This window comes from Fictibacillus arsenicus, from assembly GCF_001642935.1.
GTDB lineage: Bacteria > Bacillota > Bacilli > Bacillales > Fictibacillaceae > Fictibacillus > Fictibacillus arsenicus_B.
Map to the genome: position 1 here is coordinate 1,324,861 of NZ_CP016761.1, position 13,163 is coordinate 1,338,023.

The following is a 13,163-nucleotide window of genomic DNA, read 5'->3' on the forward strand; positions in this document are numbered from 1 at the left end:
GAGGGGGACTCACTTTGCTCGGCGTTGGATGGGTTTATCCGGTTATAGTAATAGGCATTATTATCATCGTTTCTTTTATAAAGTTGTATTTAAATCAGAACTGGAAGCTCTACTATACAGCATTTGGACAGGAAAATTACTTTAAAGTCGTCTCACAATTACAGTCGGATGGTATCAAATATAAAGTTAAGGTTCCACTCCAATTTGATCGTGAACGATCTTTTAACGACAATACGCAGTATGATATTTATGTAAAAAAGGATGAAGTACATCGAGCTTCAATAAAATAAACGGATGGTGACCTTTTTACAATGACTAATTTTAAAGAGTGTATTACAAGTCAGGAAGAATTGAGAAATTTATTAGGAAATCCAAGTTTGAGAGGGCAAAATAAAGTGATTTCTACTATTGATCAGCATTGCAGAGAGTTTATAGGGAAGTCGCCTTTTCTAGTCCTCGCTACGTCAGATGCTGACGGAAACTGCGACAGCTCGCCTCGTGGTGACGCGCCAGGTTTCGTTTATGTGTTGGATGATAAGCACCTCATTATTCCCGATCGTCCGGGGAACAAGCGTGTCGACTCGATGTTCAACATACTTGTAAATCCTAGAGTGGGGCTTCTCTTTCTCATACCTGGCATGAGTGAAACGCTTAGGATTAATGGAGAAGCGGCAATTATTCGCGATGAAGATATTTTGGGGAAAATGGCGGTTAACGGGAAAACGCCGCTGTTAGGAATTGCTGTGAAAGTAGAGCAATGTTTCATGCATTGCGGCAAAGCCTTCAAACGTTCCGGGCTTTGGGAGCCAGATAGGTGGTCGGCTAAAGAGAACTTGCCGAATGCCGCAAAGATATTAGCTGATCATGTGAACCTTCCGGGAATGACAGAAGATGTAGTTGCAGAAGCTCTATTAGATGGTTATAAGAATAAACTTTACTAGGGGTCTTATTCCTCAGAGCGGGAGAGTGTAACAAGTTGTCTCCTTGTGAATATGATGTATTGAATATTTTTTAGGAGGCTTTCTTTTGCACTACGGCAAAGACAATGCTGGGTATCATATGCCCAACGAGAATTACCACATGAAGAAGGATGGACATCATGATTGGATGAACATCTGCAAGCAAAGATTAGGACAATATTGCGAGGTGGAAATGGCAAACGGCAAGGTCTATCAAGGCAAAATCCACAGCTATGACAATGAAAACATGTATATGGTGATGCAAACGCAAGACCGTTCAGAGCGTGTATTTGGATTTGGTCCAGGATTTGGTTTTCCTTTCTTTGCAGGGCCTTTCTTTCCTGGTTTCGGACTTTTCGGTTTCCCGTTTTTTGGAATCCGGAGATTTAGACGTTTTTGGTGGTAATCTATCTTAAATATCAGCAATGATTCCATTTTAGGAATTATTGCTTTTTTATTTCCTCGAAAATGTAAAATTATGTTATATACTTAAAGGGGAGGAGATTTGAATATGTATTGGGAGACAATGCCGGTTTGGGTTACAATTGTTCATTTATTATTTAATGCTGCCATAATAGGGACTGTTATTTATTGTTTAATTCGTTTTCAAAAAATAAACTTATCAATCTTCACTTTAGTCGTTTTAATAATTGTACAGATGGTTGGTTTAATAAACAGTATTGGAAGAGAAAAGGGTGTAAATGAATGGGAACACTTGGTGAACCAGCTGGTGCAAGGTGAATTGTGGTCTCTTTTTGTCGTTATCGGATACTTTTATTTGTGTGTGTGGCTAGTGTTATTTTTTAGTAATAAGAAATTCCTAATTAAAAAATGAACTTTTGTTAAAAGGCGGTAGGTTCATGAAAAAGTTCCTAGTCGGAATTTTAATTTTTATCGTATTAAATCTTTACTTTAATTTCACTACATATTTCATTTCAAATACAGTTATTGTGTTTATTAGTATTCTGCTATTCTTTCCATTAGCATCTTATCTTGTTAGATTTGTAGGTATTTCAGGTCTGCGCGGCTTAGGTTTGTTTTATAGCAAAAGAGGTCTTCGCTTTTTTTGCATCAGTTTTTTGATCGGTTTTGGAACTTGGACTCGAATGTATCTCTTGTATTCGTATTTAGGTAAATTTCAAATCATGGGCGTGAAAACGGGAATCGAAGCGTTGTGGATCGTTCTCCAAGTACTGGTGGGCTTTTTTCTCGGTTCATTAATCAATGATTTGATTACTAGAAGCTATGTTATTCATTTCCTTCAAGGCAAGATGCAACCTGTGGTAATTGGATTTATCAGTATTGTCATCTATGCTCTTGATGATTTCTGGAATGGCGACCTCACCTTAATGAATTTTGTATTTTCCTTAATCCTTGGCTGTACGTTCACGTTGGCTTTTTAAAGACAGGGTCTCTTTGGGCAAATACAGGTCTTCATTTCGGCCTGAATATTGCATTCGGTTTATTATATGGACTTAATGGCACATATGGATCAGGATTGATCACTACGGTAGAAGGGGGGATTCATTGGGCTGTAAGCAGTTTGATAGTGTTAGGTGTGCTTGTGTGTTATTTGTAACCGTTTATTTTGTCTATTAAAAACCAAAAGTTGAGAGGAAAGAAGAAGCTCATGTTGTATGAAATTATGGAGGTGGACCGATGATAGAGTTTGATGTGATAAAGGCATCTGTTAAGGATAGTGAGGACATTCTGAGTCTTTTAAAGGAAGTCGCGTATTGGCTGAAGGACAAAGAGATCAACCAGTGGGGCTATTTATTACAGGGCGGAGACGATCGTGAGATTCTGCAGGCTATTGAGAACCAAGATACTTTCGTCGTTTTAAAAGACGATGTGATGGTTGGAACGTTCACACTTTCAACGACACAAAGTGAATGGGATCAGCATATTTTTGGAGTTGATGATACGAATGATTCTTTATATATACATAGATTAGCAGTCTTTCCGAGATACATGGGTAAGGGAATCGGGAAAAGTATATTGGAATGGATCGAAGAAAACCATCAAAGCAAAAAGACTTATTTGAAGCTGGATTGTGTGGCGGACAATCCGAGGCTGAATCAATTCTATCGTGAGAATGGTTTTGAATACTTGGGTGAGACGGACAAACATAGCAAGTATCAAAAAGTTTTGAATAGTAGTATAAATCAATCGTTTCGTTCATCCTTAGAGGGTTTTAAAGAATCATGGAAACGATCTTCACTCGAAGATTTGAAAAAGTGGATTTCTGTAAATTACCAAGCACGCGAAATTAAAAATGGAGAAATTTTTGATTTTGGTTACGAAGAATCCATCAACGGCTGGGAGCAAGCATTTAACCAATTTCGTCAAAAAGATGTAGAGTGGCTCCTTACTGAAGATGGGATTATTCCTTTAAAAGAGAATGAAGTAATGGTCATACTGAGTGCTTCTTTAATAATTGAGGGAAAACCATTAGACACGGCGAATCTTTTCTTTCAAACATTTAGGATGGAGCACGGTGATTGGCAGCTAGTAAGAAGCTATATTGAAGCGGGTTTACCAATGGAGAAAGTAAAAAGCTTAAGCATTTTCAAATAGATTATTGACAGAATTTTCAAATGCTACTATGATTAGTAAAAGTTTTCCATAGAATAAACGCTTTGATTAGGAGTAGTAAGGATTTTCTGTTGTGTAGAGAGCTGCTGATTTGGTGAAAGGCGGCCGATAGATTTCCCGAACTCGCCTAGGAGCGGTCAGATTGAGATGTAGATCTGAACGGTTAACTCCCGTGAACGAGTCTTGAGAAGGTTTGTATTTTTTATAGCAAACTAAGAAGAGTGGTACCACGTTAGGAACAGCCTATCGTCTCTTTCCTGAGATGATGGGCTTTTTATATTTATATAGGGGAGAGAGTGCAGATGAGTGAGAGTTGTTTTATTTGCAATAAGCATAATGGGGATATTCAAACTTCAGGCGTTAAGATCTATGAGGATGAGTTCGTATATGTCGGTCATATCGATAAGGGAGGCAAACCTTCTTATCTTGGTCATATAATGATTGATTTGAAGCGGCACGCTCCGTCTCTAGGTGATATGACGATGGATGAGGCAAAAGCATTCGGTGTCATTATGGCAAGAGTGAGTAAAGCGTTAAAGGAGACAGAAAAGGCGGAGCACATCTATGCAGCTGTTTCTGGTAATTCGGTTCCGCATCTTCATATGCATATCATCCCGCGTTTTCCAAATACACCTGAAGCATACTGGGGTGCATGGGAAGTGTACGACTGGCCGGAAGCCCCGTTTGGCAAAAACCCTGAAATCATACAAGTGTGTGAGCAGATCAAGAGTTATTTGGAGGAGACCTCTTATGAGTGAATTGAGCTGGGTAGGCAGTGACAAAAACTTCGTTGATGAATTAGATGTAAGCTTGGTTGGAAATGTCGCAGTAGGGAGATTCGGCGGCAACTCGTCTGCTGGACAATACAAAAATGAAGACGGTTGTTTAGTTTGGGTAAATGAGAGCGGCGGGTGGGAATTTACCATGATTCTTGATGGCCACAAGACCGCTTCTAGTGTGGAGCTGGTGGTTGATCATTTTAACAAAAAAAAGGATGAGATTCAAAGGGTGTTAATGCTGCCGGCAGGTGAGGCGCTAAGAACAATGGACTCCCTTATATTAGATATTTTCCAGGCGCCGGATTTTATGGAAGCTTGCCGAAAAACTACAGGAGAAACCGCTTGTATGATTGTTATCCGGAAAGAAAAATACTTGTGGTGGTTTTCAATAGGTGATTGCATCCTTCACGTGTTTCATCCTGAATTGATCGCACTTGGTGAGAGGCAGCTGAACCAGAGAAGTTTTTACGAATGGGTGGGTGAGGTTAACACGTTTAAGATGACTGTACCTTGTTACAGCACTGGCAAGAAAGAATTAAGACATGGTGAAAGCCTTATTTTTATGACAACAGATGGATTGACGGAATGTCCTGGTGTAACGTTTGCAAATCCTGAAGCGGTAGAAGGTACTTTTAATGGTGTGAGTGTTCCAGAAGCTGTCAGGGATTTATTAGAAGAAGTTAGAATAAAAGGTGTGAGGGACAGTACGACGATTATCTCTTGGTCTGTTTTTATTGAGGAAACGGCCACTATGCCAAGTGATCTTTAATGTTGGTAAACTGTGGCTGTTTCCTCAGTTTATTTGTTTAAGCATTGTGTATAAGGGATTGTGAGTTACATGACGTCCATATAATGCTGCAGAACACGTGGCGGGATGAATTTGAGAGGCAAAGGTCGTAAGGATACGATAATAGTTGGCGGCATAATAAGATCTTTTTGTGCTTGTTTAAAGTGGTTATACATGCCTTTTCCTGCGACTGAATTGGCGGAGTGTATGGTAATGCGATTTGCGAAAAGTTTCTCGTCAATCATCATTTGAACGAGCATTGTGCCATTTCTTGTTTTACTTATCAGGTCATGATCTAATGACAGATGTTCGATGTCGAACTTTCGCAAGAGTTCAATACATTCGTCGATGGTCTCGACAAACACATAACCATCTGGCGGACTCCGGTAATCATCCATAAATACACTGATTTTCTCCATTTCTTGCACTCCCTTCGAAGAACGGAGGGTGACTAAGAAAAGTCGAAAGCCCTAAGTTTTTGTAATATAACTATCATAACATACTTTTGGTATTAATGAAAAAGCCACTTGCCGGGAAGGTGTAACATTGAAATCTATTTTTATTGGCATATCAGTCCTTTTGCTTCTTGTAGCATGATGTCAGAGCAAGGGTCTATAACATTGAAGAAATGCACAGGTGATTATACTGGGGAAACGGTATTATTAACACTAAAAAAATAAAACAATAAGCGTACCCCTTCATGTACCCTTCGAACTATACATCTAATACATTGCATAGTTTAAGCAAATCAGGAAATAATTCGTAATATCTTCAATTTATTAAAATAGGAGTTGACCTGATGCCTAACATTTTCGAAGCAATTATCGATTACATTAAAACCACGAATGATAATGAACCAAAACCTCGTCCGCACATTGGAGAGGCAATGGGATGCTGGCTTTATTTCACAGCTTTAGCAGAAGAAATACCAGCATTAGAAGCTTCATTAAATACAACAACGGATAATGAGCTAATTAGTTTATTAAATAATTCCCTAGACCTTGCTCAGCATCAATTAGATGTTTTAAGAAATTTAATGATAAATGAAGGTATCCCATTATCACAAGTGGCAGAATCTAAACCAAAATCTGATCCAAACAGTGTCCCCTTAGGTGTAAAAGTAACGGATGAGGAAATTGCTAATTTCATTTCACTAAAAGTGGCTTCCAATATTATTTTGTGTTCTACAAATATGAGTCAATGTATTCGAAATGATATTGGTCTAATGTGGGCAAGATTTCATGCTGAGAAAATGATATTTGGAATGGAACTAAAAACTGCTATGAGAAAAAGAGGTTGGATTAAAGTTCCACCTTACTTTTATCCGCCAGGGGCACCTAGTAACTGATTTTTGGCACCACTTTTTCAGTTGCCTGTCTGTTTGTGGAGTAATCAGCGTTGATATATATAAATAAGCCAACTTATTCAAATACGAATTTGTTGGCTATTTGCATTGTTTTTTTGTTTTAAACGACAAAGAGAACCCTTTACTTTTTAATTGGTACGCTTATTAATCGCTATACATATATTATGGCTTTTCAATTTATAAAAAGGAAATAAACAAATACAATAGAAATATGTGGTAAACCCCAAAATGACAGAAGGTGAGCTCTGGATGATTCGACGTGCAATGATAGTAGATGCCAAAGAGATTCCTAGACTTTGTTTGCAGCTTGGCAACCAAATTAGAGTTGAACAAGTAGAAGAACGACTTGAAAAGATTAATCAGGAGAAAGACAGTGTGATCTTTTTGTATGAAATGGATAACTTGATCTGCGGCTGGGTGCATGTGTTTGGAAAATGTATCATTCAGATGGAATATGCCGAAATTGGTGGATTAGTGATTGATACAGAATATCGAGGTAAAGGAGTCGGCAAGAAGTTAATGGGAACAGCGGAGGAATGGGCAAAGGATAAGGGGTTTTCTGAAGTTAGGCTCCGTTCAGGTGGACATAGAAAAGAAGCCCATCAATTTTATAAAGGTATAGGTTATGAAAATATAAAATGGCAGGAAGTATTTAGACTTAAACTTTGACTATTTAAGAGGTGTAACGAATTGGGGAATATCGATAAACGAAAACGGCTAGAAGAAGAGGTTTTTACTTATAGAGTCACGAAGGATAACATGGTCTTTATTGATTTTCATGGCAAGCATGTAAAGACTTTAAAGGGAAAGGAAGCGGAGAAAATCATCAAAAGAATTGAGCAAGCCGCAACTGACCACGAGGTGCAGTTGATTCTTGCTAAAGTAACAGGAAACTTTAAAAGAGGTAATGAAAAAGATGCTTCAAAAAATTAGGGTGATTAAGGTATGACGGTTGCTGGAATTATCTTTTATGCTGTAGTTTTTGGACTCATCCTCTACCGCATCATCGTTAAACGAAAGATGCCTTCCAATAAATACACTCCATATGATGATATTACGATGGGAAGGCATATTGATGTGATACAAGATCAGCCAATCTACGATACAAAACATGAGATTGAATATAGAGAAGAAATGAGGAATGGACATGAACCAAAGTATTGATATGAAACAAAAGCTGTCTGGACAGAACGTTTATATACGCTTACTTAGTGTGGATGATGCAGAAGAACTTCTTCAATTGCAGGTGGAGAACAAAGAATTCTTTGAGAAGTATGCGATGGAGCGCTCGCCAGATTTTTATACGCTCGAAAGTCAGCGGAAGCGACTTCAGATGATGGCTGAGAATGCTAAACAGGATCTTGATTACTTTTTTGGTATTTTTACAAATGAAGATCATTTAATTGGTACGATTAATCTGTTTGCCGTTATGCGCGGATCCATTCAAAGTGCGTTTGTCGGGTATTTCTTAGAAAAAAGGCACAATGGAAAAGGCTATACAACTGAAGCGGTGAAGCTGATCGTGAAGTATTCTTTCGAGGAATTGAAGCTGCACAGGGTGGAAGCAGGAGTCATGCCTCGTAACATGGGATCGATTCGTGTCTTAGAAAAAGCAGGCTTTGAAAAAGAAGGACTTGCCCGCAAAAATGTGAAGATCAACGGTAAATGGGAAGACCACCAGCAGATGGCTATTATCAATCCGGCTGACTAATGTATGAAAAAGTGGCTGTTAATTTTGTTTATTTTAATTGGTTTAGCTGGATGTAATGAAGAGAAGCTGGTTCGAATTGATTTTCAAAAGGGTGAGAATCGTTCAGGGGAACATATAATTACAGACGTGAACCAGCTTAAGTCGATTGAAGAGGTCTTTAGGCAGGTGAAATGGGAAAACGCAAAGGTACAGATGTCCAGAAAAGAAGACATGATGCTTACATTTTTCTACCAATATAACACGAACGAACCAGAGAGGTTAGAGGGGTATAAAATTTGGCTGAACAAAGATAAGAGCATCGAAATTGTTAATCCTAACGGAAATAAATAGTGAGCTAGAAGAAGCAGAAGCGCAAATATTGATGGAAGCTGTTAAATGATTAGAGAGTCTAGGTGGTAGACTGTTCCTTTTTTAAAACCGGTTTTTTTAAGATTAAGTGAATGTAAAAGGTATTTAGTTTTATAGTCTGAAGTTAAATTTAAGTATTTTTTACATTCTTTGTTTGTAATTGCAGGTGATATTAGCAAGGCATAATCTTTTAAGGCTTGAATATGAGCATTCTTAAAGATCAGTTTACAATGCGTACAAACCCAATTTGCCTTATATCGTTTCAATGGTACTTTTAAACTGCAGTTTTCACATAATACACCGGTAATGAGTTCATTCTTATTTATTTCATAGTGCATAAGGACTTCGGAATTGTAAGGATCATTTAGTTTATTAAGGATCCTTACAGTTTTTTTTATTTGTTTTTGTGAAAATTGAGCTTCTTTATATTTACTGCAAAAGTTCTCAAATTTCATCTGTAAAAGTGGACTTTTAATTACTTTTGAAGGGCTTCTTTATAGGAAGGTGAACATTCAATTTGTGATGTTGGATTTGTCATTACAACAAGGGTTTCAATTGGAATAGGAGGTAACTTGAATTTATTTATGATCTGAGATAGATGATATGATTGCCTTTTTACTTGAAGGATTGGATCTTCAAAAATATCAACCTTGCCGTTTAATGTCCTTACTAATTGCCCAAATTTATCATCAAAGTAAAGGTGTCCCGCATAATTTTTTATTTCTAATAGCAATATGAATTTTGAAGTAATGATTAATGTGTCTAACTGAAAATAATAATCTAAATGAAGTATTCTTGTATTATACACAAAAACAATGTCATCTTTAGGTAGATAACGATAAAAATACTTTAAAGATCTTTCCCCTTTTAAACCAGAACTAAATGATGCCAGCTTTTCTTTAACTTTTGATCTTTTAGGATGATTATCAGGTAATCTCCTCAAAAGAGCCTCAAGTTTAGTAATAACTATTGGTGAATTTTGTCGTTCTTTAATATAGAGCCCTCCTAAAATGATATATTTCCATTTTGTGCTTTGTTTTTTTTGATGACAAACTTCAAATTTATGTAAAATTAAATATTTGAAAGACAATATCGTCAATTTTAATAGAGATATCGTCAAAAATCGGAGGGATATCGTTAAAAATTTCAGTATATCGACAAATATCAAAATTTATCAATAAATGATCAACGTCGAGCCAAAGTTGCCTTTTTTTATACTAATGTAGTAAAATCCACTTTTCTGCTCTATACTGTGTAATAGAATGTGCATGGAGTGATTATGATGAGTAAAGCAAAAGCTAATAGCAAGAAAAAGACTGGAGTAGGTCAGGGAACTGGCAAAAAGGGCTGGAACCGCTGGAAATCAAGCAGCAAGAAAAAAGGACCAAAACCGTATGTAAGCAAAGGTACGAAAAAGATAGATAAAGATCAGGAACAAAACGATTAATAGGAGCCAGCTCACCATAAAAGTGAGTTGGCTTTTTCATTTGGTATATTTCCTCCCGAGCCACAATAAAATGAACTATCTCATGGTATTGGGGGAGGACGAGCAGTGTCTATAAACAAAACGGATTACACGATATCTGAAGACCTTGTCATTAAATACAACACGCTAAGTGCCAAGAAGAAAGAGCTCGAAAAGGAACTGGATGAACTGAAGAAAGTCTTTCATATTTATTTTGATAATCTCGTTGGTCCGAACGAAAAAGGAGAGGTTACGGTCAACAATTACAAATTGCAAAGACAAATTCGAAGGTCGGAAAAGTTTAATGATGAGAAGACGGTCCACCGGCTAACCGAACTCAACATGACCGATCTGATTCATCATGTTCCAAAACCTGATGAAGAAAAAGTGAAGTCTGCCCTCACGCTTGGATTAATAAAAGAAGAAGACTTGGAAGGCTGTCTCATTAAAAGTGCGTCTCAAGCCATTGTTGTTAAAACACTTAAATAAAAGAGGGGTGACTTGTATCAAAAAGTCACCCTATTTGTTATGGAGAGTGATAGCGAAATGACAATTTTAGTAACTGGCGGAGCAGGGTACATCGGCAGTCACACGGTTCTATACCTGAAAGAAAAAGGTGAATCTGTTGTTGTGCTGGATAATCTATTAACTGGTCATCGGCAATCGGTTTTAAACGACGTTCCTTTTTATATGGGAAGCTTACATGACGAACAGCTGCTGAGCTACATTTGTCAAAATCACAACATAGAGGCTGTGATTCATTTTGCGGCTAATTCCCTTGTAGGTGAAAGCGTGAAAGATCCGCTATCCTATTATGAAAACAATATTGCTGGAACACTTTCCCTGCTGAAAGTAATGAACAAAAACAATGTAAAAAGAATCGTATTTTCTTCAACGGCGGCAGTTTACGGAGAACCAAAGAGCGTTCCGATTCAAGAGGAAGACCCTGCAATCCCGACAAATCCTTATGGAGAAACCAAGCTTGCGATAGAGAAAATGCTCCATTGGGCGGATAAAGCACATGGCATAAAGTCCGTTGCACTCCGCTACTTTAATGCAGCTGGGGCGGACCCTGAAGGACGCATTGGGGAAGAGCACCTACCAGAAACGCACCTTATTCCGATTGTATTGCAAGCGGCATTAGGGCAAAGGGAGAACATAACGGTGTTTGGTGATGATTACCCTACGCCAGATGGCACATGTGTCCGGGATTATGTGCATGTGATGGATCTGGCTGATGCTCATTATTGTGCCTTGCAAAAAATCAGAAACACGAAAGAGAGCGGCATTTACAATCTTGGGAACGGCAAAGGATTTTCTGTAAAAGAAGTAATTGAGGTTTGCCGTGAAGTTGCGCAATATGACATCAAGATAGAAACAGCACAAAGAAGAACGGGTGATCCAGCGGTATTGGTTGCCTCTTCACAAAAAGCACGGGATGAGCTGAAGTGGCATCCACGATATCCTGATTTGAAGACCATCGTCACCGATGCTTGGAACTGGCATAAAAACAAAGCAGAATCTTTTAGTGTAGTTCAACATTCTAAATAATTTCAAACAGCTCAAGTCATTTCTGCCACTTGAGCTGTTTTTTTTAAGGTAGGATAGAAGTAGAATGGTTAATATGCAATAATTGTAATTACATGGATAGTTTGGTATATAGATAGTTTTTTAATTAAAAGGGGTGCTGATCATCAAGTTTTATTTCGAAAACCATTTTCCATCAATGTTGATGGATATCTTGGCAATTATCGCGGTTGGGGTTCTTGCGTATCGCATCTATAAAAAGCAAGATGAGAAACCAAAGAAGTGGAAAACTTTTATTGTTATAATCTTGGGTCTTTTTTCTTTTTCCTTCACTATACCGATATTTAATACGTTCATTAAAATCCCAATCCTGCCGCTTGGTGTTTGGATTTTGTATTTTATCTACAGGAACAAGGTGGAAAAGTGGGTGAGGTACAGACGTTTTGCTTGGTTAGGATTCTTCGCGAATTTCATTTTTCTTGCGGCCACATTTTTATCATATCCTTTTCAGAATGCCTTGTATCCAGAAAATAAACTCACTACATACATGGCAACTGTGAAAGAAGCGAAATTAGTAAACATTCATCCTTCTGCAAAAAATCAACAACTCAACAAAAATAGTCTTGAAAAACAGATAAATACAATGAAAAAAGATTCTATACCAAGTGAGGAATGGTATTACAATACAGTCGTAAATGTCGAACCGGAGGACCGTAAAGAACGATTCCCTTATCAGCTTACTGGCACAGAGACTAAATGGGGAAGCGGGACTAGTGCGGTTATATATGTAGAAGAAGACGGGAAAGGTTTATTAGTTTGGACACCAGCTAAACAATTATACTACCGAACAGATTCCTCCATATTAGTAGGGGGGAAATAAAGATGACGAAAACAACAAAATTAACGATAAGCATGGGTGTATTGATTATTTTAGGGGTCATCATTTATTGGTATTTTCCAAGAACTCCAGTTACTTTTCCTTCAGATAAGGAATTGATAGTAAATATAAACCATACGCAATCAACTGTGAGAGTCAAAGAAATACTAGATAAAATAAAAATGGATGAGGAACACTTTTTCGTTCCATTCACCTCAACAACAGGTGATTATGGAACAAGTTATTGGGAATGGCAGAATACAAAATGGAAAGTACTTAACATCGATAATTCAGGAGAACCGAAAGTATGGAAGATTGATAGTAATGATCCTTCTACATTTCGGTTAGTTTGGAATCTTCATGAAGACGATAAGGTAGACCATATAAAGTTTTTCCTATATAGAGAAAGAAATTTTCATGTAACGAACGGAGTAGAATACTATTATCCAAAACTGCAGATGGAAAAGAGAATAGAGACTGCTTCGGCTTCATATGGCTCTATGAAACTTCCAAGTGATTGGTTATCTGTCATCGATTCTCTAATTAAGATGGATTCAGCTGCAACACCAAATTTATTTGGAGATTTTGACATGAACCGTTATATGTATTTTGCTTGGAAGCCCTATGAACAATCGGGGATTGAAGCGAGGTTAGAGGGGACTAGCAATGGATTTTCTTTTATGAATGATGATATTGAATTGGATTTTGTAAGGATAATGAATGATTCAGATATCGAATCTCAATAATCC

General features: G+C 37.6%; 21 protein-coding genes and 1 other annotated feature. Of the genes, 19 read left to right on the plus strand and 2 right to left on the minus strand.

The window, feature by feature from the left end; all coding sequences use genetic code 11:
- Nucleotides 1-14: 14 nt before the first annotated feature.
- The 8 genes from ABE41_RS07000 (at nucleotide 15) to ABE41_RS07035 (ending at nucleotide 5,102) form a co-directional block, all read left to right on the plus strand.
- Nucleotides 15-290, plus strand: coding sequence for a hypothetical protein (locus ABE41_RS07000; RefSeq protein WP_083207702.1), 276 nt, complete (start codon nucleotides 15-17; stop codon nucleotides 288-290).
- 21 nt (nucleotides 291-311) lie between these two features.
- On the plus strand, nucleotides 312-941 hold the full coding sequence (locus ABE41_RS07005; protein WP_066288046.1) for a pyridoxamine 5'-phosphate oxidase family protein: 630 nt from the start codon (nucleotides 312-314) through the stop codon (nucleotides 939-941).
- 85 nt (nucleotides 942-1,026) lie between these two features.
- The gene (locus ABE41_RS07010) at nucleotides 1,027-1,365 is read left to right on the plus strand and encodes a hypothetical protein (RefSeq protein WP_066288048.1); all 339 of its coding nucleotides are present in this window, start codon (nucleotides 1,027-1,029) and stop codon (nucleotides 1,363-1,365) included.
- 105 nt (nucleotides 1,366-1,470) lie between these two features.
- The gene (locus ABE41_RS07015; protein ID WP_066288051.1) at nucleotides 1,471-1,794 is read left to right on the plus strand and encodes a hypothetical protein; all 324 of its coding nucleotides are present in this window, start codon (nucleotides 1,471-1,473) and stop codon (nucleotides 1,792-1,794) included.
- A 25-nt stretch (nucleotides 1,795-1,819) separates the two neighbouring features.
- Nucleotides 1,820-2,362 (plus strand): hypothetical protein, encoded by a 543-nt coding sequence (locus tag ABE41_RS07020; protein ID WP_066288054.1) that lies wholly within the window; start codon nucleotides 1,820-1,822, stop codon nucleotides 2,360-2,362.
- Nucleotides 2,363-2,618: 256 nt separating this feature from the next.
- Entirely contained in the window at nucleotides 2,619-3,536 is a 918-nt protein-coding gene (locus ABE41_RS21595) for a GNAT family N-acetyltransferase (protein WP_066288057.1), read from the plus strand.
- Nucleotides 3,537-3,589: 53 nt separating this feature from the next.
- Nucleotides 3,590-3,811 (plus strand) — a binding site (T-box leader).
- Between the two features lie 45 nt (nucleotides 3,812-3,856).
- Nucleotides 3,857-4,312 (plus strand): HIT family protein, encoded by a 456-nt coding sequence (locus ABE41_RS07030; protein WP_066288060.1) that lies wholly within the window; start codon nucleotides 3,857-3,859, stop codon nucleotides 4,310-4,312.
- Complete coding sequence (locus ABE41_RS07035) at nucleotides 4,305-5,102, plus strand: PP2C family serine/threonine-protein phosphatase (protein WP_066288063.1); 798 nt, start codon at nucleotides 4,305-4,307, stop codon at nucleotides 5,100-5,102. Before ABE41_RS07030 ends, ABE41_RS07035 begins: the two co-directional genes overlap by 8 nt.
- Nucleotides 5,103-5,167: 65 nt before the next feature.
- Here the strand turns inward: ABE41_RS07035 and ABE41_RS07040 are convergent, their stop codons facing one another.
- Nucleotides 5,168-5,518, minus strand: a complete 351-nt coding sequence (locus ABE41_RS07040; RefSeq protein WP_253805452.1) for a cyclic-phosphate processing receiver domain-containing protein — start codon at nucleotides 5,516-5,518, stop codon at nucleotides 5,168-5,170.
- 401 nt (nucleotides 5,519-5,919) lie between these two features.
- Here ABE41_RS07040 and ABE41_RS07045 point away from each other — a divergent pair, with 401 nt between their 5' ends.
- From ABE41_RS07045 to ABE41_RS07070, 6 genes are all read left to right on the plus strand, one after another.
- Nucleotides 5,920-6,468 (plus strand): DUF3231 family protein, encoded by a 549-nt coding sequence (locus ABE41_RS07045; RefSeq protein WP_066288071.1) that lies wholly within the window; start codon nucleotides 5,920-5,922, stop codon nucleotides 6,466-6,468.
- 267 nt (nucleotides 6,469-6,735) lie between these two features.
- The gene (locus ABE41_RS07050) at nucleotides 6,736-7,155 is read left to right on the plus strand and encodes a GNAT family N-acetyltransferase (RefSeq protein ID WP_066294694.1); all 420 of its coding nucleotides are present in this window, start codon (nucleotides 6,736-6,738) and stop codon (nucleotides 7,153-7,155) included.
- A 21-nt stretch (nucleotides 7,156-7,176) separates the two neighbouring features.
- Complete coding sequence (locus ABE41_RS07055; RefSeq protein ID WP_066288074.1) at nucleotides 7,177-7,419, plus strand: hypothetical protein; 243 nt, start codon at nucleotides 7,177-7,179, stop codon at nucleotides 7,417-7,419.
- A gap of 12 nt (nucleotides 7,420-7,431) precedes the next feature.
- Nucleotides 7,432-7,650 carry a DUF3951 domain-containing protein gene (locus ABE41_RS07060; RefSeq protein ID WP_066288077.1) on the plus strand — a complete coding sequence of 73 codons (219 nt, stop codon included), beginning with the start codon at nucleotides 7,432-7,434 and terminating at the stop codon, nucleotides 7,648-7,650.
- Nucleotides 7,634-8,197 carry a GNAT family N-acetyltransferase gene (locus tag ABE41_RS07065; protein WP_437435462.1) on the plus strand — a complete coding sequence of 188 codons (564 nt, stop codon included), beginning with the start codon at nucleotides 7,634-7,636 and terminating at the stop codon, nucleotides 8,195-8,197. Before ABE41_RS07060 ends, ABE41_RS07065 begins: the two co-directional genes overlap by 17 nt.
- Before the next feature lie 3 nt (nucleotides 8,198-8,200).
- On the plus strand, nucleotides 8,201-8,527 hold the full coding sequence (locus tag ABE41_RS07070) for a lipoprotein (RefSeq protein ID WP_156774243.1): 327 nt from the start codon (nucleotides 8,201-8,203) through the stop codon (nucleotides 8,525-8,527).
- Nucleotides 8,528-9,020: 493 nt separating this feature from the next.
- On the opposite strand, the gene ABE41_RS20590 is transcribed toward ABE41_RS07070, so the two are convergent.
- Nucleotides 9,021-9,635: a nuclease-related domain-containing protein gene (locus ABE41_RS20590; protein ID WP_172827337.1), complete on the minus strand. Its 615-nt coding sequence runs from the start codon at nucleotides 9,633-9,635 to the stop codon at nucleotides 9,021-9,023.
- Nucleotides 9,636-9,827: 192 nt separating this feature from the next.
- Here ABE41_RS20590 and ABE41_RS07080 point away from each other — a divergent pair, with 192 nt between their 5' ends.
- The 5 genes from ABE41_RS07080 to ABE41_RS07100 all read left to right on the plus strand — a co-directional run bounded on the left by ABE41_RS07080 (nucleotide 9,828) and on the right by ABE41_RS07100 (nucleotide 13,160).
- Complete coding sequence (locus ABE41_RS07080; protein ID WP_066288081.1) at nucleotides 9,828-9,992, plus strand: DUF3934 family protein; 165 nt, start codon at nucleotides 9,828-9,830, stop codon at nucleotides 9,990-9,992.
- 105 nt (nucleotides 9,993-10,097) lie between these two features.
- Nucleotides 10,098-10,499: a hypothetical protein gene (locus ABE41_RS07085; RefSeq protein WP_253805453.1), complete on the plus strand. Its 402-nt coding sequence runs from the start codon at nucleotides 10,098-10,100 to the stop codon at nucleotides 10,497-10,499.
- Nucleotides 10,500-10,556: 57 nt separating this feature from the next.
- The gene (gene galE, locus ABE41_RS07090) at nucleotides 10,557-11,561 is read left to right on the plus strand and encodes a UDP-glucose 4-epimerase GalE (RefSeq protein ID WP_066294699.1); all 1,005 of its coding nucleotides are present in this window, start codon (nucleotides 10,557-10,559) and stop codon (nucleotides 11,559-11,561) included.
- Between the two features lie 403 nt (nucleotides 11,562-11,964).
- On the plus strand, nucleotides 11,965-12,417 hold the full coding sequence (locus tag ABE41_RS07095; RefSeq protein ID WP_253805454.1) for a hypothetical protein: 453 nt from the start codon (nucleotides 11,965-11,967) through the stop codon (nucleotides 12,415-12,417).
- A gap of 2 nt (nucleotides 12,418-12,419) precedes the next feature.
- A complete protein-coding gene (locus ABE41_RS07100) occupies nucleotides 12,420-13,160 on the plus strand; it encodes a hypothetical protein (protein ID WP_066288086.1) in 741 nt (246 codons plus the stop codon).
- The last annotated feature ends 3 nt before the right edge of the window (nucleotides 13,161-13,163 follow it).

Bases quoted from the DNA above. Each gene is read 5' to 3' on its own strand.
- ABE41_RS07005 (WP_066288046.1), top strand. From the start codon at position 312: ATGACTAATTTTAAAGAGTGTATTACAAGTCAGGAAGAATTGAGAAAT.
- ABE41_RS07015 (WP_066288051.1), top strand. From the start codon at position 1,471: ATGTATTGGGAGACAATGCCGGTTTGGGTTACAATTGTTCATTTATTA.
- ABE41_RS07020 (WP_066288054.1), top strand. From the start codon at position 1,820: ATGAAAAAGTTCCTAGTCGGAATTTTAATTTTTATCGTATTAAATCTT.
- ABE41_RS21595 (WP_066288057.1), top strand. From the start codon at position 2,619: ATGATAGAGTTTGATGTGATAAAGGCATCTGTTAAGGATAGTGAGGAC.
- ABE41_RS07030 (WP_066288060.1), top strand. From the start codon at position 3,857: ATGAGTGAGAGTTGTTTTATTTGCAATAAGCATAATGGGGATATTCAA.
- ABE41_RS07035 (WP_066288063.1), top strand. From the start codon at position 4,305: ATGAGTGAATTGAGCTGGGTAGGCAGTGACAAAAACTTCGTTGATGAA.
- ABE41_RS07040 (WP_253805452.1), bottom strand. From the start codon at position 5,518: ATGGATGATTACCGGAGTCCGCCAGATGGTTATGTGTTTGTCGAGACC.
- ABE41_RS07045 (WP_066288071.1), top strand. From the start codon at position 5,920: ATGCCTAACATTTTCGAAGCAATTATCGATTACATTAAAACCACGAAT.
- ABE41_RS07050 (WP_066294694.1), top strand. From the start codon at position 6,736: ATGATTCGACGTGCAATGATAGTAGATGCCAAAGAGATTCCTAGACTT.
- ABE41_RS07060 (WP_066288077.1), top strand. From the start codon at position 7,432: ATGACGGTTGCTGGAATTATCTTTTATGCTGTAGTTTTTGGACTCATC.
- ABE41_RS07065 (WP_437435462.1), top strand. From the start codon at position 7,634: ATGAACCAAAGTATTGATATGAAACAAAAGCTGTCTGGACAGAACGTT.
- ABE41_RS07070 (WP_156774243.1), top strand. From the start codon at position 8,201: ATGAAAAAGTGGCTGTTAATTTTGTTTATTTTAATTGGTTTAGCTGGA.
- ABE41_RS07080 (WP_066288081.1), top strand. From the start codon at position 9,828: ATGAGTAAAGCAAAAGCTAATAGCAAGAAAAAGACTGGAGTAGGTCAG.
- galE (WP_066294699.1), top strand. From the start codon at position 10,557: ATGACAATTTTAGTAACTGGCGGAGCAGGGTACATCGGCAGTCACACG.
- ABE41_RS07100 (WP_066288086.1), top strand. From the start codon at position 12,420: ATGACGAAAACAACAAAATTAACGATAAGCATGGGTGTATTGATTATT.